The sequence below is a fragment of the Leisingera sp. McT4-56 genome, assembly GCF_020514995.1.
In the GTDB taxonomy this organism is placed as follows: Bacteria; Pseudomonadota; Alphaproteobacteria; order Rhodobacterales; family Rhodobacteraceae; genus Leisingera; species Leisingera aquaemixtae_A.
This window is the reverse complement of sequence record NZ_JAJALF010000038.1, coordinates 1-22,587: the sequence shown is the minus strand read 5'-3', so window position 1 is coordinate 22,587 and position 22,587 is coordinate 1. Positions and strand designations below refer to the sequence as shown.

18 protein-coding genes and 1 tRNA gene are annotated in these 22,587 nt (G+C 63.4%); 15 read left to right on the top strand and 4 right to left on the bottom strand.

Going from position 1 to position 22,587, the window contains the following annotated elements:
* Window positions 1–93, top strand: a 93-nt coding sequence (locus LHL23_RS22715; protein WP_207545791.1) for a hypothetical protein, incomplete at its 5' end; no start/stop codon positions are given.
* 347 nt (window positions 94–440) lie between these two features.
* Here the strand turns inward: LHL23_RS22715 and LHL23_RS22710 are convergent.
* On the bottom strand, window positions 441–1,151 hold the full coding sequence (locus tag LHL23_RS22710; protein WP_222482587.1) for a lysophospholipid acyltransferase family protein: 711 nt from the start codon (window positions 1,149–1,151) through the stop codon (window positions 441–443).
* Between the two features lie 177 nt (window positions 1,152–1,328).
* Between LHL23_RS22710 and LHL23_RS22705 the strand changes: the two genes are divergently transcribed.
* Window positions 1,329–1,404 (top strand) — tRNA-Trp (locus LHL23_RS22705).
* Between the two features lie 63 nt (window positions 1,405–1,467).
* Here the strand turns inward: LHL23_RS22705 and LHL23_RS22700 are convergent.
* A complete protein-coding gene (locus LHL23_RS22700; RefSeq protein WP_226431656.1) occupies window positions 1,468–3,597 on the bottom strand; it encodes an O-linked N-acetylglucosamine transferase, SPINDLY family protein in 2,130 nt (709 codons plus the stop codon).
* Between the two features lie 226 nt (window positions 3,598–3,823).
* Here LHL23_RS22700 and secE point away from each other — a divergent pair, with 226 nt between their 5' ends.
* Window positions 3,824–4,021: a preprotein translocase subunit SecE gene (gene secE, locus LHL23_RS22695; protein WP_008554326.1), complete on the top strand. Its 198-nt coding sequence runs from the start codon at window positions 3,824–3,826 to the stop codon at window positions 4,019–4,021.
* A gap of 215 nt (window positions 4,022–4,236) precedes the next feature.
* Window positions 4,237–4,770 carry a transcription termination/antitermination protein NusG gene (nusG, locus tag LHL23_RS22690; protein WP_039150217.1) on the top strand — a complete coding sequence of 178 codons (534 nt, stop codon included), beginning with the start codon at window positions 4,237–4,239 and terminating at the stop codon, window positions 4,768–4,770.
* 115 nt (window positions 4,771–4,885) lie between these two features.
* On the opposite strand, the gene LHL23_RS22685 is transcribed toward nusG, so the two are convergent.
* The gene (locus LHL23_RS22685; RefSeq protein WP_226431655.1) at window positions 4,886–5,770 is read right to left on the bottom strand and encodes an ankyrin repeat domain-containing protein; all 885 of its coding nucleotides are present in this window, start codon (window positions 5,768–5,770) and stop codon (window positions 4,886–4,888) included.
* 280 nt (window positions 5,771–6,050) lie between these two features.
* Between LHL23_RS22685 and rplK the strand changes: the two genes are divergently transcribed.
* The 7 genes from rplK (at window position 6,051) to LHL23_RS22650 (ending at window position 18,224) form a co-directional block, all read left to right on the top strand.
* Window positions 6,051–6,476: a 50S ribosomal protein L11 gene (rplK, locus tag LHL23_RS22680; RefSeq protein WP_019298608.1), complete on the top strand. Its 426-nt coding sequence runs from the start codon at window positions 6,051–6,053 to the stop codon at window positions 6,474–6,476.
* A 1-nt stretch (window position 6,477) separates the two neighbouring features.
* The gene (gene rplA / locus LHL23_RS22675; RefSeq protein ID WP_222482589.1) at window positions 6,478–7,176 is read left to right on the top strand and encodes a 50S ribosomal protein L1; all 699 of its coding nucleotides are present in this window, start codon (window positions 6,478–6,480) and stop codon (window positions 7,174–7,176) included.
* A 371-nt stretch (window positions 7,177–7,547) separates the two neighbouring features.
* The gene (gene rplJ / locus LHL23_RS22670; RefSeq protein ID WP_222482590.1) at window positions 7,548–8,066 is read left to right on the top strand and encodes a 50S ribosomal protein L10; all 519 of its coding nucleotides are present in this window, start codon (window positions 7,548–7,550) and stop codon (window positions 8,064–8,066) included.
* 81 nt (window positions 8,067–8,147) lie between these two features.
* On the top strand, window positions 8,148–8,522 hold the full coding sequence (rplL, locus tag LHL23_RS22665; RefSeq protein ID WP_027236232.1) for a 50S ribosomal protein L7/L12: 375 nt from the start codon (window positions 8,148–8,150) through the stop codon (window positions 8,520–8,522).
* A gap of 248 nt (window positions 8,523–8,770) precedes the next feature.
* Entirely contained in the window at window positions 8,771–12,907 is a 4,137-nt protein-coding gene (rpoB, locus tag LHL23_RS22660; protein WP_226431654.1) for a DNA-directed RNA polymerase subunit beta, read from the top strand.
* 53 nt (window positions 12,908–12,960) lie between these two features.
* On the top strand, window positions 12,961–17,205 hold the full coding sequence (gene rpoC, locus LHL23_RS22655) for a DNA-directed RNA polymerase subunit beta' (RefSeq protein ID WP_222482592.1): 4,245 nt from the start codon (window positions 12,961–12,963) through the stop codon (window positions 17,203–17,205).
* Between the two features lie 134 nt (window positions 17,206–17,339).
* The gene (locus LHL23_RS22650) at window positions 17,340–18,224 is read left to right on the top strand and encodes a DMT family transporter (RefSeq protein ID WP_222482593.1); all 885 of its coding nucleotides are present in this window, start codon (window positions 17,340–17,342) and stop codon (window positions 18,222–18,224) included.
* Here LHL23_RS22650 and LHL23_RS22645 read toward each other — a convergent pair.
* Window positions 18,193–19,017: a putative rhamnosyl transferase gene (locus LHL23_RS22645; protein WP_222482594.1), complete on the bottom strand. Its 825-nt coding sequence runs from the start codon at window positions 19,015–19,017 to the stop codon at window positions 18,193–18,195. The genes LHL23_RS22650 and LHL23_RS22645 overlap by 32 nt on opposite strands.
* 372 nt (window positions 19,018–19,389) lie before the next feature.
* Between LHL23_RS22645 and rpsL the strand changes: the two genes are divergently transcribed.
* The 4 genes from rpsL to LHL23_RS22625 form a co-directional block, all read left to right on the top strand.
* Window positions 19,390–19,761: a 30S ribosomal protein S12 gene (rpsL, locus tag LHL23_RS22640; protein WP_008204009.1), complete on the top strand. Its 372-nt coding sequence runs from the start codon at window positions 19,390–19,392 to the stop codon at window positions 19,759–19,761.
* Window positions 19,762–19,776: 15 nt separating this feature from the next.
* On the top strand, window positions 19,777–20,247 hold the full coding sequence (gene rpsG / locus LHL23_RS22635; RefSeq protein WP_027236237.1) for a 30S ribosomal protein S7: 471 nt from the start codon (window positions 19,777–19,779) through the stop codon (window positions 20,245–20,247).
* Window positions 20,248–20,265: 18 nt separating this feature from the next.
* Window positions 20,266–22,383, top strand: coding sequence for an elongation factor G (gene fusA / locus LHL23_RS22630; RefSeq protein WP_065266704.1), 2,118 nt, complete (start codon window positions 20,266–20,268; stop codon window positions 22,381–22,383).
* A gap of 63 nt (window positions 22,384–22,446) precedes the next feature.
* Window positions 22,447–22,587: GTP-binding protein (locus tag LHL23_RS22625; RefSeq protein ID WP_264181279.1), on the top strand; the 141-nt coding region annotated here is incomplete at its 3' end.

Genomic DNA, 22,587 nt, shown 5'->3' with positions numbered 1-22,587 from the left:
GCGCCGATCGCGATGGAAGACGGCCTGCGCTTCGCCATCCGCGAAGGCGGCCGCACCGTCGGCGCCGGCGTCGTGTCGAAGATCATCGAGTAATTCGCGTCAGCGAATGTTCGAACGGAAAGGGCGCCCCTGCGGCGCCCTTTTTGTTTGAACGCGATGATCCTGAGACGAGCGCACTAAGACTGTGTCCAAAATCATCGAGTAATCAGGTCTCCTGATACTTGGTAGAAAGGGCCTCCTCCGGGAGGCCGGGCGCGGCCCGAACGCGGGGCGTCCGGGCGGGAAGGTACTCCCCGCTAAAGGTCTAGCCCAAAGGTTGAGGAGTTAAGCGAGGACGCCTTAGGAAACCGTGGGCCGCTTTTGATGCTGAGGGTCTCGAATTTGCTAGGCAAGCGGGGCAATCTGCCCGCCGCCTGGCCGCGGCACTGCTGATCAACAGGTCAGGCTGGCTGCGTCTTCGGATTGTCGCTGCCGCGCCCGGCGGCGGCATCCGCGGCGTCGGTGATCCCGTCCAGCGAGGCTTCCAGGCTCAGCCGCAGCGCCTCAACCTGTTCATCGCTGGGCTTCTTCGGCACCTCATCGGTCCATTCCCGGCACATCAGCACACCGCGGGAGAACGGCATTGGCAGCATCTGCTTGTCCCAGGTCGGCAGCTTGATCACCTTCCGTTCGGCGAAGGCCACGGTGAACACCCGGCAGCCGGTCATCCGGGCCCAGACCACCGGCACCGTCGAGGACACCCGCGCAGGCCCGCGCGGGCCGTCGGCGGCGATGCCGATGGAGCAGCCTTCCTTGGTGCGGCGCAGCACTTCGCGCGACAAGGCAACGTGGCGCTTGTGGCTCGACATCGGGATGGTTTCAAACCCAAGCCGGACCAGGATCTGGCCCGCCAGCCGCCCGGCGCGGGCGGCAGACGTCAGCGCGCAGATGCGGCCCAGCGAGGTGTCGAACAGATAGGGCGCCATGATCAGCCGCTGGTGCCACAAGACGAAGATCACCGGCTCGCCGCGGCGCACGCAGGCGTCCATCTCCTCGAAACCGCTGCGGTCCCAGCGCGAGGTGCGGAAGGCGAATCGCACATAGGCGGCAAACAGCCCCTCGATGGCGCGGTTGACCCGGCGGCTGTCGGCGATTTTCTTTCTGAGGCTCACGGTGTCCGGCTCATTCCTGCAGGTTTGCCCGGGCGCTGGCCCCGGTCCTTGCCCCCTCTTACTGCATGGGCGGGGCGGGGCAAAGCCCGCGGCCCGCAAAGCGTCCGGGCAGCGCAAGAAAATGCGCATTTCCCTCTTGCCTCCGCTGCGCGGCTGCCGTAGGACATGCCGCACCACAGGGGTATAGCTCAGTTGGTAGAGCGACGGTCTCCAAAACCGTAGGTCGCGGGTTCGAACCCTGCTGCCCCTGCCATTTCTCGAACATCGCCGGTTCAGCGCTGCCCTTGCGGGCAGGCGCTTGTATTTTTGCGACCGGTCAAGCCTCGCCGAGATGACTCGGGGGAAGCCCCTGCAGGCGGCGCTCGCAGGCGGCGTCAAAGGCACTTTCCACCTGCCGGGCCAGCCGCTCCGGGCTGAACAGCGCGGCGGTCTGCTGCTGGCTGCGGAGCTTGCCGCGCAGGCTGCTGGCGGCTTTGCTGTCGGCCGCAAGCGCTGCGGCCTTGGCCTCATAGTCCTCTGCGCTGGCGGCAATCAGCTCCAGCAGGCCGGCGGACTGCAGCAGGCTGGCCGTGGTGCGGGCGGCCAGCTGCAGTCCGGGCAGGGTCAGCACCGGCAGGCCGGCCGACAGCGCGCCGCGGGCGGCGGCGGCGGCGTTGACCGTGAAGGTGTCGAGGAACAGATCCGCCAGCGGCAGCCGGGCCAGGTGGTCCTGCTGCGGCGCGGCGGGGGCAAACACCAGGCGGTCCGGATCAACCCCGCGGGCCGCCGCGGCGCGGCGCAGGTTGGAGACCGCATGGCCGCCGTTGTCGAGCAGCCAAAGGACGCTGTCCGGGGCGCCGTGCAGCAGCCGCATCCAGATACCGAACTCTTGCGGCGTGATAAGGCTGCCGGCCGCGAAACTGCAGAACACGAAACCGTCTTCCGGCAGGCCGCAGTCGGCGCGGTCCGGGGTGGCGGACGGCGCGGCGGCGGCAAGGGCCTGGCAGCCATCGGCGAGGCGCAGCAGGTGCTCGTTGTGGTACCGCTCGCTGCCCGGCGGGCAGGCGGCGGCATCGCAGATCAGGTAGTCGTAGGCGGCGCTGCCCATGGTGCCGGGGTAGCCTGGCCAGGCAATGTGCAGCGGCGCCAGCCGGGCGGCGAACAGGGGCAGCGCATCGCCGCCGGAATAGCCGGAGAGGTCCACCGCAGCATCAAGCTGGTCTGCCTTCACCGCGGCGGCCATCTGATCCGTTGCGCTGCCGTCCAGAACCGTGACGCCGCAGGGCAGCCCGGCAAACGCCTGCGCGGCGCTGTCCGGAAGGTTCGCGCCGACCGCATACACGCGGATCTCGAACCGCTCCTGATCGTGGGCGGCAAGCATGGGGCCGTGCTGCTCCAGCACGTCTTCTGCGCTGCGGGCGGCAAAGAAGTAGCCGATCCGCAGCCGGGCCGGGCGCTGCCCGGCGGGCGGGGCGGTGTGCAGTTCGGGGGTTGCAAACAGCGCGCTGGCATAGGACTGGGCGCGGGCCCGCAAGAGGTCGGGGTTGTCCTCCATCAGCATCAGCGCGCTGGGATCGCAGCCGCTGCCGCGCAGGCCCAGCTGGCGGCGGTGGTCCGCATATTCCGGCTGCCAGCGCCAGTCGTTCAGCTCTGCCAGCATGTGCAGCCGCTGAGTGCGGGCGCGGTCGTCGGCGGGGTTCACCTGCAGCACCTTGTCGAAACAGGGCAGGGCATCGGCAAAGGCGCCTTCACCCTTCAGCAGCAGGCCGAGCTGGTAATGCGCCTCGGTCAGGGCCGGATTCAGGCGGACGGCGCGGGCGTAATGCGCCTTGGCCTCCGCCAAATCGCCGAGCTGCTTCAGCAGGCCCGCCAGTGCCAGGTGCAGGGCGGCGTTCTGCGGTGCCAGGTCAACCGCCTTGCGCAGCGTGATGGCCGCCTTGTTGCTGCGGCCCTGCCGGATCAGCACCTCCGCCTTGCCGTGCAGCGCGTCCAGGCAGCCGGTGCTGAGCGCCAGCGCCTTGTCGAACAGCGCCATGGCATTGTCCAGGTCGCCGCGCGCGGCCTGCACCCGGCCCATCGAGGCATAGGTGCCCGCGGCGCGGGCATTGAGGCCGATCGCCTTGTTCAAGCAGGTGGCGGCATTGTCCAGATGCCCGGCTGCCAGGTGGCAGCGGCCCAGGAAATCCCACAGGAAATGCGATTCCCGGAAGGTCTTGAGCAGCGCGCCGCAGCTGTCCGCGGCCTCGAAATGGCGGCCCTCTGCCAGCGCGGCCTCCAGGCTGGCCTGATGAACCGGGGACGGGTCGCACTGGGCGTTCAGTTGCTTGCGCAACCCCTCCAGCGCGGTCTGGGCGCGCCTGTTCCTGGGGTTGCGGGACAGGATGCCGGCATAGGCCATGGCGGCATCTTCAAGCTGGGCATCGCGTTCGAACTGTTCGGCCTGGGACAAGGAATATGCGGGCGTCATGGCATCCTATCTCAATTATTCACGCACCGCGGTCCCCCGGGCGGCAGGAAAGGCCGCAGGGAACCGCTGGAGCCAATTTTGCCGGAAGTGGATTAAAATTGGATTGACCCTGCGTACGCTGCCCGCGCAACGGGCGGGGCAGGGGCCGTGCGGGCGGCGCAGGGCTTGAATTCGCGGGCGCCACCGGTTACATCGCCCTGACTGCTAGCAGAGAGACACCCCCAGTATGGCGACTATCAACCCAGTACAGTTCATTCAGCAGGTCCGTGCCGAAGTGTCCAAGGTCGTTTGGCCGACCCGGCGCGAGGTGCTGCTGACCACCGTCATGGTGTTCATCATGGCGGCGCTGACGGCGCTGTTCTTTGCGCTGGTCGATCTGCTGATCCGCTATGGCCTGCAAGGGCTTCTGGGGATGTTCGGCTAAGCCCGCAGCAGTTTGACGGCTCCGGCGTTCAGGTTGCGGCACTGCACTTGATCTTGGCCGCCTGGGGCGGTACGTGAGCAGGAACTATTGAGGCGGGCGTGCAGCGATTCGGTTTGCACGCCGCTTTTTGTTGGAGAGCGCAGCGTTTGGCTGCATCGGGATGATCAAGCAGCGGCGCGGCAGCGGCCCGCCCGGCAAAACAAGGACGACGGTTCATGGCGAAACGGTGGTATTCGGTCAGCGTTCTTTCGAACTTCGAAAAGAAAATCGCAGAGCAGATCCGCACCTCTGTCGCCGAGCAGGGCCTTGAGGACGAGATCGACGAGGTTCTGGTCCCCACCGAAGAGGTGATCGAGATCCGCCGCGGCAAGAAGGTCTCGACCGAGCGCCGCTTCATGCCCGGCTATGTGCTGGTGCATATGGAAATGTCCGACCGCGGCTACCACCTGATTTCCTCGATCAACCGGGTCACCGGCTTCCTCGGCCCGCAGGGCCGCCCGATGCCGATGCGCGACGCCGAGGTGCAGGGCATCCTGGGCCGCGTCGAGGAAGGCGTCGAGGCACCGCGCACCCTGATCCACTACGAGGTGGGCGAGAAGGTGAAAGTGAACGACGGCCCGTTCGAGGATTTCGACGGCATGGTCGAAGAGGTCGACGAGGACAACCAGAAGCTCAAGGTCACCGTGTCGATCTTCGGCCGCGAGACCCCGGTGGAGCTGGACTTTACCCAGGTGACCAAGCAGGGGTGATTTGTCCCCAGCAGTGGAATTTGAGGCGCCGCGTTGGGGTCAACGCGGCGTTTTTTGTTCTGAGGCACCATTGGTGGCTTGCGGTAGGACTTTGCGCTCTTTCCGCGAACCCGCGTCACCTGAGTTTTGTGAGGTAGGCAATGAGCGACCAGCGGGTTTCCTGATCGGGGATATCTACACGGTCATTGCCGGTTGCCATCATATTGCCAGGCAAAGCCATCTTCGGGTCTGCCAGAAATGCGTCTAGTTTTGCAACATCCCAAACCCCGCCATCTTCGCGCAGGGCTTTGGAGTAGCGGTAGTTCCCAGAGCCGCCAACAGGCCTGCCAACAATATTCCACAATGTCGGACCAGTGGCAGCTTCCCCGGCTTTAAGCGGGTGGCATATCTCGCACGTTTTAACAGCCGCGCGGCCCTTTTCTTCGCCCGCCGCTAGTAGATCGGCTTCGGTCGGCGGTTGGGGTGGCTCCCAGATTGTTGCTTCACGGAGAAGCCCGGCGACTGCAGTGTGGTTTTTCTGGAGGGCCAGATGCAGCGGCGGGTCGCCGAATTTTGAGCGCGCCGTCGGGTTGGCTCCAGATGCCAGTAGCATTCGCACTGCGCCCTCCGCTCCCGAAGCGGCTGCTGTATGGAGGGGGGTGCGCTGTTCGCGGCCACCAGTAGTCTCAAGATCAGCGCCATGGTCGAGCAGTAGCTGAATGAGTTCTGTCCGGTCACGTCCTGCTGCCACCATCAGCGGGGTGCCTAGTGCGGTATCGGCGTTGGGATCGGCGCCATTTTCCAGCAGAATGCGTGCCGCGTCCTGATGGCCTGACATGAGCGCGAAGTGAAGCGGATTGGCGACCCCCGGCTCGTCCGCTGGTGCGCCACTTTCAAGAAGACCGCTCAGGGCGGCAACATCCCCCGAGCGCGCCGCGTCCGCGACTTCGCCGGCTTGGGATCCGAGGGCTGGCAAAACACTAAGCGCCGTCGCTGAGAAGGCTGTCCAAAGAGGTTGCATTGAACTCTCCCCTTACCTTGCGATCGTGTAGCTGGGACTATAGCATGTTTCTTGCTTCAGATCTCTGCTGTTCAAGGCTGTGCCAGAGAAGCTGAGGGGGGGGGCATGTCGAACATTGCGATGGGCCACTTGCCAACCCCCGCGTTCCCCTGTACATGCCGCCTCTATCGTCTTCGGGCGAGATTCTCTCGTGGGAGATGGACGGATCGCGATCCTGAAATCCGACCACGCAACACACTCCGGGCGGAACGCGTTCCGTCCTCGTTGAAAGGAAAACCAAATGGCTAAGAAGCTTGTTGGTTCGATGAAGCTGCAGGTTCCTGCAGGTCAGGCAAACCCCTCTCCGCCCGTCGGCCCGGCCCTGGGTCAGCGCGGCATCAACATCATGGAATTCTGCAAGGCGTTCAACGCCAAGACCGCAGACATGGAGCCCGGCGCGCCGTGCCCGACCGTGATCACCTACTATCAGGACAAGTCCTTCACCATGGACATCAAGACGCCGCCCGCGTCTTACTACCTGAAGAAGGCGGCCAAGGTGAAATCCGGCGCGAACAACCCGTCGCGTGAAACCGTCGGCACCGTGACCGTGGCCCAGGTGAAAGAGATCGCCGAAGCCAAGATGAAAGATCTGAACGCCAACGACATCGACGCGGCAATGCAGATCATCCTGGGCTCCGCCCGCTCCATGGGCATCGAGGTGAAGTAAGATGGCAAAGCTCGGTAAACGCACCCGCGCCGCGCGCGAAGCTTTCGCAGGCAAAGAAAACCTGTCCGTGGAAGAAGCAGTTGCCCTGGTGAAAGCCAACGCAACCTCGAAGTTCGACGAGACCATCGAGATCGCCATGAACCTGGGCGTTGACACCCGCCACGCAGACCAGATGGTCCGCGGCGTGGTCGGCCTGCCGAACGGCACCGGCAAAGACATGCGCGTTGCAGTCTTCGCCCGCGGCCCGAAAGCGGACGAAGCCACCGCGGCCGGCGCCGACATCGTTGGCGCAGAAGACCTGATGGAAGCGATCCAGGGCGGCAAAATCGACTTTGACCGCTGCATCGCGACCCCGGACATGATGCCGGTCGTCGGCCGTCTGGGCAAAATCCTGGGCCCGCGCAACCTGATGCCGAACCCGAAAGTCGGCACCGTGACCATGGACGTGAAAGCGGCCGTGGAAGCAGCCAAGGGCGGCGAAGTCCAGTTCAAAGCGGAAAAAGGCGGTGTTGTGCACGCCGGCGTCGGCAAAGCGTCCTTCGACGAAGCCAAGCTGGTCGAGAACATCCGCGCCTTCGTGTCGGCCGTGGCCAAAGCCAAGCCGACCGGCGCCAAGGGTGCCTACATGAAGAAAATCAACCTGTCCTCGACCATGGGTCCGGGCATCACGGTTGACGTGGACAACGCTGTCACCGAGTAATCGGGCGCACAGCTGACGTCAGGAGGGCGGCACCGCAAGGCGCCGCCCTTTTCCTTTTCCGGCGGCCCCCCGCGGGCGGGCGTATTTTCCAATTTCGCTCTTGGAAATCCCCGCCAATGGGGCTAACTACGGCCTTGAGATAAAGCGTGCGATTCGTCGTGCGCTTTATTTCATTTCGTCCAAGATGGTGGGTGGCCTCCGATCAGGCCTTAATTTCCCTCCTGAGACGGGTACAGACCAAGAAGATCGGGGGTTTTCATTCCCTCGGGCGGATTTGGCTCATCCCGTAAAACGGACCTGAACGCCGGTTCCTTTGCGGGGCCGGCAAATATGAGCCGGGGTGCGTAAGCATCCCAAACTTGGAGAGAACTGTGGATAGAGCCCAGAAAGAGAAAGTGGTCGAGGAACTCGGCCAGATCTTCGAAAGCTCTGGCGTCGTGGTGGTAGCTCACTACGCCGGTCTGACAGTTGCAGAGATGCAGGATCTGCGCGCCCGTGCCCGTGGCGCGAACAGCTCCGTGCGTGTTGCCAAGAACAGGCTCGCCAAAATCGCCCTCGAGGGAAAGCCGTGTGCAAGCATGGCCGACCTGCTGACAGGGATGACCGTTCTGACCTATTCCGAAGATCCCGTGTCCGCCGCCAAGGTGGCCGAGGATTTCGCCAAGGATAACAAAAAGTTTGAGATCCTCGGCGGCGCAATGGGTGAGAACGCTCTGGACCGCGCAGGCGTCGAAGCTGTGTCCAAAATGCCGTCCCGCGACGAGCTTATCGCTCAGATCGCAAGCTGCATTGGCGCACCTGCTTCCAACATCGCCGGCGCAATTGGCGCACCTGCAAGCAACATCGCAAGCATCCTTTCGACCATCGAAGAGAAGGCGGAAGCTGCGTAAGCGGTTGGCACTGAACGGCCGGCGTGGGGCAAAAGCCCGCACGTTGGAACACACATACTGTAAACGGAAAGAGCTGATAAAATGGCTGATCTGAAAGCACTCGCAGAAAGCATCGTGGGTCTGACCCTGCTGGAAGCACAAGAACTGAAAACCATCCTGAAAGACGAATACGGCATCGAGCCCGCAGCTGGCGGCGCAGTTGTCATGGCAGCTGGCGGCGACGCCGGCGGTGCAGCTGAAGAAGAAAAGACCGAATTCGACGTCGTTCTGAAGAACGCCGGCGCTTCCAAGATCAACGTGATCAAAGAAGTTCGCGGCATCACCGGCCTGGGCCTGAAAGAAGCCAAAGAGCTGGTCGAAGCTGGCGGCAAAATCAAAGAAGGCATCGACAAAGCCGAAGCAGAAGACATCAAAGCCAAGCTGGAAGCAGCTGGCGCCGAAGTCGAGCTGGCCTAAGTCCTGCCTCTGGTGCATTCCTGATGCATCGGAAATTTGGCTGGGTCCGGAATTTTCCGGGCCCAGCCGAACCTGTCTTAGAAAGGGCCTCATGAGAGAGGCGTTTTTTCAGGCGAGGTTCAAGGGATCGGGAGGCTGCCTTCGGGACGGTGGCCATGAATTGATCCGAACACGCTGTCTCGTATGGGCAAGGAGCCGGGGCCCGGCGGCATCCTTGACCGGTGAGAACTCGAAAGGTGACATCTGACATGGCTCAATCGTTCCTTGGCCAGAAACGTCTACGCAAATATTACGGCAAAATCCGCGAAGTGCTGGAGATGCCGAACCTCATCGAGGTGCAGAAATCTTCTTATGACCTTTTCCTGCGCTCCGGCGATGCAAGCGAGCCGCTGGACGGCGAAGGCATCAAAGGTGTGTTCCAGTCGGTTTTCCCGATCAAGGATTTCAACGAAACCTCCGTGCTGGAGTTCGTGAAATACTCGTTTGAAAAGCCGAAGTACGACGTCGAAGAGTGCATGCAGCGCGACATGACCTACAGCGCGCCGCTGAAGGTCACCCTGCGCCTGATCGTGTTCGATGTCGATGAGGACACCGGCGCCAAGTCCGTGAAGGACATCAAGGAACAGGACGTCTTCATGGGCGACATGCCCCTGATGACCCCGAACGGCACCTTTATCGTGAACGGCACCGAGCGTGTGATCGTGTCCCAGATGCACCGCTCGCCGGGCGTGTTCTTCGACCACGACAAAGGCAAGACCCACTCCTCGGGCAAGCTGCTGTTTGCCTGCCGCATCATCCCGTACCGCGGCTCCTGGCTGGACTTCGAGTTCGACGCCAAGGACATCGTCTTTGCCCGTATCGACCGCCGCCGCAAGCTGCCGGTGACCACCCTGCTGTATGCCCTGGGCCTGGACCAGGAAGGCATCATGGATGCCTATTACAACACCGTCTCCTTCAAGCTGGAGAAATCCCGCGGCTGGGTCACCCCGTTCTTCCCGGAACGCGTGCGCGGCACCCGCCCGACCTATGACCTGGTGGACGCTGCCACCGGCGAGATCATCTGCGAAGCCGGCAAGAAGGTCACCCCGCGCGCCGTCAAGAAGATGATCGAGGAAGGCACCATCACCGAGCTGCTGGTTCCCTTCGATCACATCGTCGGTAAATATGTCTCCAAGGACATCATCAACGAAGACAACGGCGCGATCTATGTCGAGGCCGGTGATGAGCTGACCCTGGAATACGACAAGGACGGCGAGCTGATCGGCGGTTCCCTGAAGGAGCTGCTGGACGCAGGCATCACCGACATTCCGGTGCTGGACATCGACAACGTCAACGTCGGCCCCTACATGCGCAACACCATGGCGCAAGACAAGAACATGGACCGCAACAGCGCGCTGATGGACATCTACCGCGTGATGCGCCCGGGCGAGCCGCCCACCGTCGAAGCGGCATCGGCCCTGTTCGACACCCTGTTCTTCGATTCCGAGCGTTACGACCTGTCCGCGGTTGGCCGCGTGAAGATGAACATGCGCCTGGCGCTGGACGCCGAGGACACCCAGCGCACTCTGCGCAAGGAAGACATCGTCGCCTGCATCAAGGCGCTGGTCGACCTGCGCGACGGCCGCGGCGATGTCGACGACATCGACCACCTGGGCAACCGCCGCGTGCGGTCCGTCGGCGAGCTGATGGAAAACCAGTACCGCGTCGGCCTGCTGCGCATGGAGCGTGCGATCAAGGAGCGGATGTCCTCCGTCGAGATCGACACCGTGATGCCGCAGGACCTGATCAACGCGAAACCGGCGGCTGCCGCAGTGCGCGAATTCTTCGGCTCCTCGCAGCTGTCGCAGTTCATGGACCAGACCAACCCGCTGTCGGAAGTCACCCACAAACGCCGCCTGTCGGCGCTTGGCCCGGGCGGCCTGACCCGCGAGCGCGCGGGCTTCGAGGTCCGCGACGTGCACCCGACCCACTATGGCCGGATGTGCCCGATTGAGACCCCGGAAGGTCCGAACATCGGTCTGATCAACTCGCTGGCGACCTTTGCGCGCGTCAATAAGTACGGCTTCATCGAAACGCCTTACCGCGTGGTCAACGAAGGCCAGGTGACCGACGAAGTGCACTACATGTCGGCGACCGAAGAGATGCGCCACACCGTGGCGCAGGCGAACGCGACCCTGGACGAGAGCGGCAAGTTCATCAACGACCTGGTCTCCACCCGCCAGTCCGGCGACTACACCCTGGCGCCGCGCGAAAGCGTGGACCTGATCGACGTGTCGCCGAAGCAGCTGGTCTCCGTGGCTGCCTCGCTGATCCCGTTCCTGGAAAACGACGACGCCAACCGCGCTCTGATGGGCTCGAACATGCAGCGTCAGGCGGTTCCGCTGCTGCGTGCAGAGGCGCCGCTGGTCGGCACCGGCATCGAGGAAAAGGTTGCGATCGACTCCGGTGCGGCGATCCAGGCCAAGCGGGCCGGCATCATCGACCAGGTGGACGCGCAGCGTATCGTGATCCGGGCCACTGAGGACCTGGAACTGGGCGATGCCGGCGTGGACATCTACCGGATGCGCAAGTTCCAGCGTTCGAACCAGAACACCTGTATCAACCAGCGTCCGCTGGTGAAGGTGGGCGACACCGTTCAGAAAGGCGAAGTCATCGCCGACGGCCCGTCGACCGATATGGGCGAACTGGCTCTGGGCAAGAACGTGGTCGTCGCGTTCATGCCGTGGAACGGCTACAACTACGAAGACTCGATCCTGATCTCCGAGCGCATCGCGCGTGACGACGTCTTCACCTCGGTCCACATCGAGGAATTCGAAGTCGCCGCCCGCGACACCAAGCTGGGGCCGGAAGAAATCACCCGCGACATCCCCAACGTCGGCGAGGAAGCCCTGCGCAACCTCGACGAGGCGGGCATCGTCTACATCGGCGCCGATGTGGAGCCGGGCGACATTCTGGTCGGCAAGATCACTCCGAAGGGCGAAAGCCCGATGACCCCGGAAGAGAAGCTGCTGCGCGCCATCTTCGGCGAGAAGGCTTCCGACGTGCGCGACACCTCGCTGCGCGTGAAGCCGGGCGACTACGGCACCGTGGTCGAGGTGCGCGTCTTCAACCGCCACGGCGTGGAGAAAGACGAGCGTGCGCTGCAGATCGAGCGTGAGGAAGTCGAGCGTCTGGCCCGTGACCGGGACGACGAGCTGGCGATCCTGGACCGCAACATCTATGCCCGCCTGCGCGGCATGCTGCTGGGCAAAGTGGCCGTCAAAGGCCCGAAAGGCGTGCGTTCCGGTGCCCCGATCGACGAGGAACTGCTGGACTCGCTGAGCCGCGGCCAGTGGTGGATGCTTGCCCTCGAGGAGGAGCAGGACGCCCAGGTCGTCGAGGCCCTGAACGAGCAGTACGAGGCGCAGAAGCGCGCCCTGGACGCCCGTTTCGAGGACAAGGTCGAGAAGGTCCGCCGCGGCGACGACCTGCCGCCGGGCGTGATGAAGATGGTCAAGGTCTTCATCGCGGTGAAGCGCAAGCTGCAGCCGGGCGACAAGATGGCCGGCCGTCACGGCAACAAGGGTGTGATCTCGAAAGTGGTGCCGATGGAGGACATGCCGTTCCTCGCCGACGGCACCCCGGTCGACTTCTGCCTCAACCCGCTGGGCGTGCCGTCGCGTATGAACGTCGGTCAGATCCTGGAGACCCACATGGGCTGGGCCGCGCGCGGCCTCGGCATCAAGGTGGACGAAGCGCTGCAGGAATACCGCCGCTCGGGCGACCTGACCCCGGTCCGTGAAGCGATGCACCACGCCTATGGCGACGATGTCTATGACGAAGGCATCGCCAACATGGACGAGGACATGCTGATCGAAGCCGCAGGCAACGTGACCCGCGGTGTGCCGATTGCGACCCCGGTCTTCGACGGCGCCAAGGAAGACGACGTCAACAACGCCCTGGTGCGTGCGGGCTTTGACCAGTCCGGCCAGTCGATCCTGTTCGACGGCCGCACCGGCGAGCAGTTTGCGCGTCCCGTGACCGTTGGCATCAAGTACCTGCTGAAGCTGCACCACCTGGTGGACGACAAGATCCACGCGCGTTCCACCGGCCCGTACTCGCTGGTCACCCAGCAGCCGCTGGGCGGTAAGGCGCAGTTCGGCGGTCAGCGCTTCGGCGAGATGGAAGTCTGGGCTCTGGAAGCCTACGGCGCCGCCTACACCCTGCAGGAGATGCTCACCGTCAAGTCGGATGACGTCGCCGGCCGGACCAAGGTCTATGAGTCGATCGTCAAGGGCGAGGACAACTTCGAGGCGGGCGTTCCGGAATCGTTCAACGTTCTGGTCAAAGAAGTCCGCGGCCTCGGCCTGAACATGGAACTCCTGGATGCGGAGGTTGAGGAGTAAGGGCCCCGCGCCCTTCTCCCGTTCCCCCCTTCCGCAAGATTTGAGGTATCAAAATGAACCAGGAAATCACCAACAACCCGTTCAACCCGCTGACCCCGCCGAAGGTCTTTGATGAAATCAAAGTCTCGCTGGCCAGCCCGGAACGGATCCTGTCTTGGTCCTATGGCGAAATCAAAAAGCCCGAGACCATCAACTACCGGACCTTCAAGCCGGAGCGCGACGGCCTGTTCTGCGCCCGCATCTTTGGCCCGATCAAGGACTACGAATGCCTGTGCGGCAAATACAAGCGGATGAAGTACCGCGGCGTCGTCTGTGAAAAATGCGGCGTCGAAGTCACTCTGCAGAAAGTGCGCCGCGAGCGCATGGGCCACATCGAACTGGCCGCGCCGGTTGCGCACATCTGGTTCCTGAAGTCGCTGCCGAGCCGCATCGGCCTGATGCTGGACATGACCCTGCGCGACCTGGAGCGGGTTCTGTACTTTGAAAACTACGTTGTCATCGAGCCGGGCCTGACCGACCTGACCTATGGTCAGATGATGACCGAAGAAGAGTACATGGACGCCCAGGATGCCTATGGCATGGACGCCTTCACCGCCAACATCGGCGCTGAAGCGATCCGTGACATGCTGGCCCAGATCGACCTGGAATCGGAAGCCGAAACGCTGCGCGCCGAACTGGCCGAAGCGACCGGCGAACTGAAGCCCAAGAAGATCATCAAGCGTCTGAAAGTCGTGGAATCCTTCCTGGAGTCGGGCAACCGTCCGGAATGGATGATCATGACCGTGATCCCGGTCATCCCGCCGGAACTGCGCCCGCTGGTTCCGCTGGACGGCGGCCGCTTCGCGACCTCTGATCTGAACGACCTGTACCGCCGCGTGATCAACCGGAACAACCGCCTGAAGCGGCTGATCGAGCTGCGCGCGCCGGACATCATCGTCCGCAACGAAAAGCGGATGCTGCAGGAATCCGTGGACGCGCTGTTCGACAACGGCCGCCGCGGCCGCGTCATCACCGGCGCCAACAAGCGCCCGCTGAAGTCGCTGTCCGACATGCTGAAAGGCAAGCAGGGCCGCTTCCGCCAGAACCTTCTGGGTAAGCGCGTCGACTTCTCCGGCCGTTCGGTGATTGTGACCGGTCCCGAGCTGAAGCTGCACCAGTGCGGCCTGCCCAAGAAGATGGCGCTGGAGCTGTTCAAGCCCTTCATCTACTCGCGTCTGGAGGCCAAGGGCCTGTCCTCGACCGTGAAGCAGGCGAAGAAGCTGGTCGAGAAAGAGCGTCCCGAAGTGTGGGATATCCTGGACGAGGTGATCCGCGAGCACCCGGTGATGCTGAACCGCGCGCCGACGCTGCACCGCCTCGGCATCCAGGCATTCGAACCCACGCTGATCGAAGGCAAGGCAATCCAGCTGCACCCGCTGGTCTGCTCGGCGTTCAACGCGGACTTCGACGGCGACCAGATGGCTGTGCACGTCCCGCTGAGCCTTGAGGCCCAGCTGGAAGCGCGCGTCCTGATGATGTCGACCAACAACGTTCTGTCGCCCGCCAACGGCGCGCCGATCATCGTTCCGTCGCAGGATATGATCCTGGGTCTCTACTATGTGACCCTGGAGCGCGAAGGCATGCCCGGCGAAGGCAAGATCTTTGGCACCATCGACGAGGTTCAGCACGCGCTGGACGCTGGCGAAGTGCACCTGCACTCCAAGATCACCGCGCGGATCACCCAGATCGACGAGGAAGGCAACGAGGTTCTCAAGCGCTTTGAGACCACCCCGGGCCGTGTCCGTCTGGGCGCGCTGCTGCCGAAGAACGCCAAGGCGCCCTTCGAGCTGGTCAACCGCCTGCTGCGGAAGAAGGAAGTGCAGCAGGTCATCGACACCGTCTACCGCTACTGCGGCCAGAAAGAGTCGGTGATCTTCTGCGACCAGATCATGACCATGGGCTTCCGCGAGGCGTTCAAGGCCGGCATTTCCTTCGGCAAGGACGACATGGTGATCCCGGACACCAAGTGGACCATCGTCGACGACACCCGCGAGCAGGTGAAAGACTTCGAACAGCAGTACATGGACGGCCTGATCACCCAGGGCGAAAAGTACAACAAGGTTGTCGATGCCTGGTCGAAGTGTAACGACAAGGTCACCGAGGCGATGATGAGCACCATCTCCGCTGACAAGCGGGATGAGAGCGGCGCCGTGATGGAACCGAACTCGGTTTACATGATGGCCCACTCCGGTGCGCGTGGCTCTGTCACCCAGATGAAGCAGCTGGGCGGCATGCGCGGCCTGATGGCCAAGCCGAACGGCGACATCATCGAGACCCCGATCATCTCGAACTTTAAAGAAGGCCTGACCGTTCTCGAGTACTTCAACTCAACCCACGGTGCCCGTAAGGGTCTGTCGGATACCGCGCTGAAGACGGCGAACTCGGGTTACCTGACCCGCCGTCTGGTGGACGTGGCGCAGGACTGCATCGTGCGCGAGAACGATTGCGGCACCGAGCGCGCGATCACCGCAGAGGCAGCCGTGAACGACGGCGAGGTCGTGGCGTCTCTGGGCGAGCGCATCCTGGGCCGTGTGGCTGCGGATGACATCAAGCGCCCGGGCACCGAAGAGATCATCGTGGCCGCAGGCCAGCTGATCGACGAGCGCATGGCAGATGCCGTGGAAGAGGCCGGCGTGCAGTCGACCCGCATCCGCTCGCCGCTGACCTGTGAGAGCGAAGAGGGCGTCTGCGCCATGTGCTACGGCCGTGACCTGGCCCGCGGCACCAAGGTGAACACCGGCGAGGCCGTCGGCATCATCGCGGCGCAGTCGATCGGTGAACCCGGCACCCAGCTGACCATGCGGACCTTCCACATCGGCGGCGTTGCCCAGGGCGGCCAGCAGTCGTTCCTGGAAGCCAGCCAGGAAGGCAAAATCGTCTTCGAGATGCCGCAGACCCTGGAAAACGCCAACGGCGAGGTTCTGGTTGTCGGCCGCAACATGAAGCTGATCATCCAGGACGAGCACGGCGAAGAGCGCGCCAGCCACAAGCTGGGCTACGGCTCCAAGCTGTTCGTCAAGGAAGGCCAGACCGTGGCGCGCGGCGACAAGCTGTTCGAGTGGGACCCCTATACCCTGCCGATCATCGCCGAGAAGCCGGGCACCGCGAAATACGTGGACCTGATCTCGGGCCTGGCGGTCCGCGACGAGACCGACGAAGCCACCGGCATGACCCAGAAGATCGTGATCGACTGGCGTGCGGCTCCGAAGGGTTCCGACCTGAAGCCGGAAATCATCCTGGTCGACAGCAACGGCGAGCCGGTGCGCAACGATCAGGGCAACCCGGTAACCTACCCGATGTCGGTGGACGCCATTCTGTCGGTCGAAGACGGCCAGCAGGTCATGGCAGGCGACGTTGTTGCGCGTATCCCGCGCGAAGGCGCCAAGACCAAGGACATCACCGGTGGTCTGCCGCGGGTTGCGGAACTGTTCGAAGCGCGCCGTCCGAAAGATCACGCGATCATCGCCGAAATCGATGGTTACGTGCGCTTCGGCCGCGACTACAAGAACAAGCGCCGCATCTCGATCGAGCCGTCGGACGACTCGATGGAGCCGGTCGAATACATGGTGCCCAAGGGCAAGCATATTCCGGTTCAGGAAGGTGATTTTGTCCAGAAGGGCGACTACATCATGGACGGCAACCCGGCGCCGCATGACATCCTGTCCATCATGGGTGTCGAGGCACTGGCGAACTACATGATCGACGAGGTCCAGGACGTCTACCGCCTGCAGGGTGTGAAGATCAACGACAAGCACATCGAGGTGATCGTCCGCCAGATGCTGCAGAAGTGGGAGATCTCCGACTCCGGCGACACCACGCTGCTGAAAGGCGAGCATGTGGACAAGCAGGAGTTCGACGCTGCCAACGAGAAGGCGATTGCCCGCGGCAAGCGTCCGGCTCAGGGCGAACCGATCCTGCTCGGCATCACCAAGGCGTCGCTGCAGACCCGCTCCTTCATCTCGGCGGCCTCCTTCCAGGAGACCACCCGGGTTCTCACCGAGGCATCGGTGCAGGGCAAGAAGGACAAGCTGGTCGGCCTCAAGGAGAACGTCATCGTGGGCCGCCTGATTCCGGCCGGCACCGGCGGCGCGACCCAGCGGGTGCGCCAGATCGCCCAGTCCCGCGACAACGTGGTGCTGGAAGCCCGCCGCGAGGAAGCCGAAGCCGCCGCAGCCCTGGCTGCGCCGGTGATGGACGAGGACATGATGGGCGGCAGCGACCTGGACAACCTGGTCGAGACCCCGGAAAGCCGCGACTAAGACCCGCGGTCTGAGACAGAAACAATGAAGCCCCCGCATGGTGACATGCGGGGGCTTTTCCGTTCCTGTGTCCGGGTCTATCAGTTGCTAGGCAGGGAGGATGCAGGCATGGATATGTTCTTGGCAGGGCGGCGATGACACCAAACCAGACAGGCGCGCTGCTGATGATCGGGGCGATGGCGGCCTATACCTTCAACGATGCGCTGGTAAAGCTGATCGGCGGCGCGCTGCCGCTGCCGCAGATCCTGACCATCCGCGGCATTGCCGCCAGTTTCCTGATTTATCTTCTGGCGCTGCGGCTGGGCGGCCTGCGGCTGCGGCTGCCGGGCCGCGCCTGGGGGATGATCGCCCTGCGCTGCGCCGGGGAAGTGTCGGCCACCTACCTGTTCCTGACCGCGCTGATGGTGATGCCGATCGCCAATGTCACCGCGGTTTTGCAGGTGCTGCCGCTATCGGTGACGCTGAGCGCGGCGCTGTTCCTGCAGGAGCCGGTGGGCTGGCGCCGGATGGCGGCGATTGCCGCGGGCTTCTGCGGTATGCTCTTGATCGTGCGGCCGGGGCCGGAAGGGTTCAGCGACGGCGCGCTTTACGCGCTGGCCTCGGTGGCTTGCATCACCGCCCGCGACCTGGTGACCCGCCGGATGCCGCCCGAGGTGCCCTCGATGACGGTGACGCTGGCGTCCTCATTGTCGGTGCTGGCGTTCGGGATCGCCACCTCTGCGGTGGTGGAGTGGCAGCCGATGAGCGGCAGCGATCTTCTGATCCTGACCGGCGCGGCGCTGTTCATCTTCGGCGGCTACCTGTGCTCTGTCATGACCATGCGGGTGGGCGAGATCGCGGTGATCGCGCCCTTGCGCTACAGCGGGTTGCTGTGGGCGCTGCTGCTGGGCTGGCTGGTGTTCGGCGAATGGCCGGATGCGGTCACCCTGGCAGGCGCCGCCATCGTTGCTGGCGCCGGCATCTTCACCTTCTACCGCGAGCGCCAGGTCAGCCGCAGATCCCGCTCTGCGCCGCTTTGAACGCCTCGCGGACCTTGGCCGCCTTGATGCCGAACAGGGTCGCGAATTCCCGCTCCTCCTTGGCGGTCAGCAGTTCGACCTCCACCTCCTTGGCGCGCCGCTGCCGGGAATCGTTGAAACCGTTGTGGCTGCGCACCCACATCGGCACATCGGTAATCGTGACCGTGGGCATGTGGTGGTGGATGCGGTGATGGGCGAAGTTCATGATCGAGCGGCGGGTGCCGCCAGCGGCATACATTCCCAGCGCCGGGGTGGCATAGGGGCTGATCGCGGGCGCGGCTGAAATGCCGGCCGGGCCGAATTGCGCGATATAGCCCCGGTTGAAGTCGATCGCCGCGGTGGGAGTGTTCGCAAACAGCCGGGAGCAGTCGCGCGCGGTTTCCCGCAGCCGCTCGACAAAATCGGATGCCACCGCGTCGTCGTCATCGGCCCGGAACTGCAGGCAGGGCTTGTTCCGGTCGATGCGGGCGGCATTCAGCAGGTCCTGCATCACCGACCGGTGGCGGCGCGGCGGCTCGGCGTGGATCGCAACCTGCGGCATGCCGGCGGTCAGATCGTGCAGCCGGTCCCGGTGCTGCCGGGGCAGGCTGTCGCCGATCACGATGATCAGGTCGAAATCGGGGTCGGTCTGCTGCCGCAGGGAGGGCAGGGCGACGGTTTCAAACAGCCGGAACCGCTCTTCCATCCGTTCTTCGGCATAGAGGTAGGCGATCCGCTCCTCGACCGTTTCGTGATCGATCTGGAACCCGCCAAGCGCCGGGTAGGAAAACCGGCACAGCCCGATGACCTGCATAGTGAAATCCGTTTGTTGCCAATGCCTGCAGCAGCGACTATGGCGGGCCGGGCACCGCCTGGCAACTGCCGGGGCGCGGTAATCCGGCCCGGTTGCGGGCAGGGCGGCCCGGCTGCTGTTGACAACCCCCGCGACTCCCCATATACGCGCGCCTATCCGGCACCCGGAGTGTATTCTTCGAAAGCCGAATTCAAAATTGCAGTGGCTCAAGGCCTGGGCACTTTTATCACCCCGGCCCTCTGTAAACTCACCGCGTCGTCTCACCTCGGAATGGGAGCGATTGCGGTTTTTGCGCTTGTGGACGCATAAGTGCAGCGAAATCACCCGCACGCGCCGGCGTGCATGACAAGTTGCTAAACGGGGAATACCTGAATGCCAACGATCCAGCAGCTGATCCGCAAGCCGCGTCAGCCGAAACGCAAAGTTTCGAAGTCCCAGCACCTCGAGCAGTGCCCGCAGAAGCGCGGCGTCTGCACCCGCGTGTACACCACCACTCCGAAGAAGCCGAACTCCGCTATGCGGAAAGTTGCGAAGGTCCGCCTGACCAACGGTTTCGAAGTGATCTCCTACATCCCCGGTGAAAGCCACAACCTTCAGGAACACTCCGTGGTTCTGATCCGCGGCGGCCGGGTGAAAGACCTTCCGGGTGTCCGTTACCACATCCTGCGCGGTGTTCTGGATACCCAGGGCGTCAAAGACCGTAAGCAGCGCCGCTCGAAGTACGGCGCGAAGCGTCCTAAGTAAGAAGGAGAGAGCGAGATGTCCCGTCGTCACGCCGCAGAGAAGCGCGAAGTCCTGCCCGACGCCAAGTTCGGCGACCGCGTTCTGACCAAATTCATGAACAACCTGATGATCGACGGCAAGAAGTCGGTCGCAGAGCGCATCGTCTACAACGCATTCGACCGCGTTGAGACCAAGATCAAGCGCGCTCCGGTTGAAGTCTTCCACGAAGCTCTGGACAACATCAAACCGTCCGTCGAGGTCCGCTCCCGCCGTGTTGGCGGCGCGACCTACCAGGTTCCGGTTGAAGTCCGCCCCGAGCGCCGCGAAGCGCTGGCCATCCGCTGGCTGATCGCTGCCGCACGCAACCGCAACGAAAACACCATGGAAGAGCGCCTCGCAGGCGAGCTGCTGGACGCCGTCCAGTCCCGTGGCACCGCGGTCAAGAAGCGCGAAGACACCCACAAGATGGCCGAGGCGAACAAAGCCTTCAGCCACTATCGCTGGTAAGCTAGAGGACATAGACCTATGGCACGCGAATATCCCCTCGACCTGTACCGTAACTTCGGTATCATGGCGCACATCGATGCGGGTAAAACCACCTGCTCCGAGCGCATCCTGTATTACACCGGCAAATCCCACAACATCGGTGAGGTGCACGACGGTGCAGCCACCATGGACTGGATGGAGCAGGAGCAGGAACGCGGCATCACCATCACTTCGGCTGCGACCACCACCTTCTGGGAGCGCACCGAGGACGGCAAGACCGCGGACACCCCGAAGCACCGCCTGAACATCATCGACACCCCCGGCCACGTTGACTTCACCATCGAGGTTGAGCGTTCGCTGGCGGTTCTCGACGGTGCCGTCTGCGTTCTCGACGCAAACGCCGGCGTTGAGCCCCAGACCGAAACCGTGTGGCGTCAGGCTGACCGCTACAAGGTTCCGCGCATGGTGTTCGTCAACAAGATGGACAAGATCGGCGCCGACTTCTTCAACTGCGTCCGCATGATCGAAGACCGCACCGGCGCCCGCGCGGTTCCGGTTGGCATTCCGATCGGCGCAGAGAACGAGCTGGAAGGCCTGATCGACCTGGTCACAATGAAAGAGTGGCTGTGGCAGGGTGAAGACCTGGGTGCCTCCTGGGTTCACGCCGAGATCCGCGACGAGCTCAAGGACATGGCCGAAGAGTGGCGCGGCAAGATGATCGAGGCCGCCGTCGAAGAAGACGACGACGCCATGGAAGCCTACCTGGAAGGCGAAGAGCCCGACGTGCCGACCCTGCGCAAACTGCTGCGCAAGGGCACCCTGGCACTGCACTTCGTGCCGGTTCTGGGCGGTTCCGCGTTCAAGAACAAAGGTGTGCAGCCGCTGCTGAACGCCGTGATCGACTACCTGCCCAGCCCGCTGGACGTTGTCGACTACATGGGCTTCAAGCCGGGCGACGAGAACGAAGAGCGTAACATCGCCCGCCGCGCGGACGACGACATGGCCTTCGCCGGCCTGGCGTTCAAGATCATGAACGACCCGTTCGTCGGCTCCCTGACCTTCACCCGGATCTACTCCGGCGTGATGAACAAGGGCGACACCCTGCTGAACTCGACCAAGGGCAAGAAAGAGCGCGTTGGCCGGATGATGATGATGCACTCGAACAACCGTGAGGAAATCACGGAAGCGTTCGCGGGCGACATCATCGCGCTGGCAGGCCTGAAGGACACCACCACCGGTGACACCCTCTGCGCCGTCAACGACCCGGTTGTTCTGGAAACCATGACGTTCCCCGATCCGGTGATCGAGATCGCGGTCGAGCCGAAAACCAAGGCCGACCAGGAGAAGATGTCCCAGGGTCTGGCCCGTCTGGCCGCCGAAGACCCGTCCTTCCGCGTCGAGACCGACCTCGAGTCCGGTCAGACCATCATGAAGGGCATGGGCGAACTTCACCTGGACATCCTGGTGGACCGCCTCAAGCGCGAGTTCAAGGTTGAGGCGAACATCGGTGCGCCGCAGGTGGCCTACCGCGAGACCATCTCCAAAGAGGTCGAGCATTCCTACACCCACAAGAAACAGTCGGGTGGTTCGGGCCAGTTCGCCGAGGTGAAGCTGATCATCTCCCCGACAGAGCCGGGCGAAGGCTACTCCTTCGAATCCCGTATCGTCGGCGGTGCGGTTCCGAAGGAATACATCCCGGGTGTCGAAAAAGGCATCCAGTCGGTCATGGACTCCGGTCCGCTGGCAGGCTTCCCGGTGATCGACTTCAAGGTTGCCCTGATCGACGGTAAGTTCCACGACGTGGACTCCTCGGTTCTGGCCTTTGAAATCGCCGCCCGCATGGGCATGCGCGAAGGCATGCGCAAAGCTGGCGCGAAACTGCTCGAGCCGGTGATGAAGGTTGAGGTGATCACCCCGGAAGAATACACCGGCGGCATCATCGGCGACCTGACCTCCCGCCGCGGCCAGGTGTCCGGCCAGGAGAACCGCGGCAACGCCATCGCCATCGACGCCTTCGTGCCGCTGGCCAACATGTTCGGCTACATCAACACCCTGCGTTCGATGAGCTCGGGCCGCGCCCAGTTCACCATGCAGTTCGATCACTACGATCCGGTGCCGCAGAACATCTCGGAAGAGATCCAGGCGAAATACGCGTAAGCGTCAGAAAATCGGGGGGCTCGCAAACCGTGCGGGCCTCCCTCGAAGCAAAAGGAGGCCATCATGGCTAAGGAAAAGTTTGAACGTAATAAACCGCACGTCAACATCGGCACCGTTGGCCACGTTGACCACGGCAAGACCACTCTGACCGCGGCTATCACCAAATACTTCGGTGACTTCAAAGCCTACGACCAGATCGACGGC

Excerpts from the sequence above, each read along its gene's own strand:
- LHL23_RS22700 (WP_226431656.1), bottom strand. The coding sequence starts at position 3,597 with ATGACGCCCGCATATTCCTTGTCCCAGGCCGAACAGTTCGAACGCGAT.
- secE (WP_008554326.1), top strand. The coding sequence starts at position 3,824 with ATGGCGACTATCAACCCAGTACAGTTCATTCAGCAGGTCCGTGCCGAA.
- nusG (WP_039150217.1), top strand. The coding sequence starts at position 4,237 with ATGGCGAAACGGTGGTATTCGGTCAGCGTTCTTTCGAACTTCGAAAAG.
- LHL23_RS22685 (WP_226431655.1), bottom strand. The coding sequence starts at position 5,770 with ATGCAACCTCTTTGGACAGCCTTCTCAGCGACGGCGCTTAGTGTTTTG.
- rplK (WP_019298608.1), top strand. The coding sequence starts at position 6,051 with ATGGCTAAGAAGCTTGTTGGTTCGATGAAGCTGCAGGTTCCTGCAGGT.
- rplA (WP_222482589.1), top strand. The coding sequence starts at position 6,478 with ATGGCAAAGCTCGGTAAACGCACCCGCGCCGCGCGCGAAGCTTTCGCA.
- rplL (WP_027236232.1), top strand. The coding sequence starts at position 8,148 with ATGGCTGATCTGAAAGCACTCGCAGAAAGCATCGTGGGTCTGACCCTG.
- rpoB (WP_226431654.1), top strand. The coding sequence starts at position 8,771 with ATGGCTCAATCGTTCCTTGGCCAGAAACGTCTACGCAAATATTACGGC.
- rpoC (WP_222482592.1), top strand. The coding sequence starts at position 12,961 with ATGAACCAGGAAATCACCAACAACCCGTTCAACCCGCTGACCCCGCCG.
- LHL23_RS22650 (WP_222482593.1), top strand. The coding sequence starts at position 17,340 with ATGACACCAAACCAGACAGGCGCGCTGCTGATGATCGGGGCGATGGCG.
- LHL23_RS22645 (WP_222482594.1), bottom strand. The coding sequence starts at position 19,017 with ATGCAGGTCATCGGGCTGTGCCGGTTTTCCTACCCGGCGCTTGGCGGG.
- rpsL (WP_008204009.1), top strand. The coding sequence starts at position 19,390 with ATGCCAACGATCCAGCAGCTGATCCGCAAGCCGCGTCAGCCGAAACGC.
- rpsG (WP_027236237.1), top strand. The coding sequence starts at position 19,777 with ATGTCCCGTCGTCACGCCGCAGAGAAGCGCGAAGTCCTGCCCGACGCC.
- fusA (WP_065266704.1), top strand. The coding sequence starts at position 20,266 with ATGGCACGCGAATATCCCCTCGACCTGTACCGTAACTTCGGTATCATG.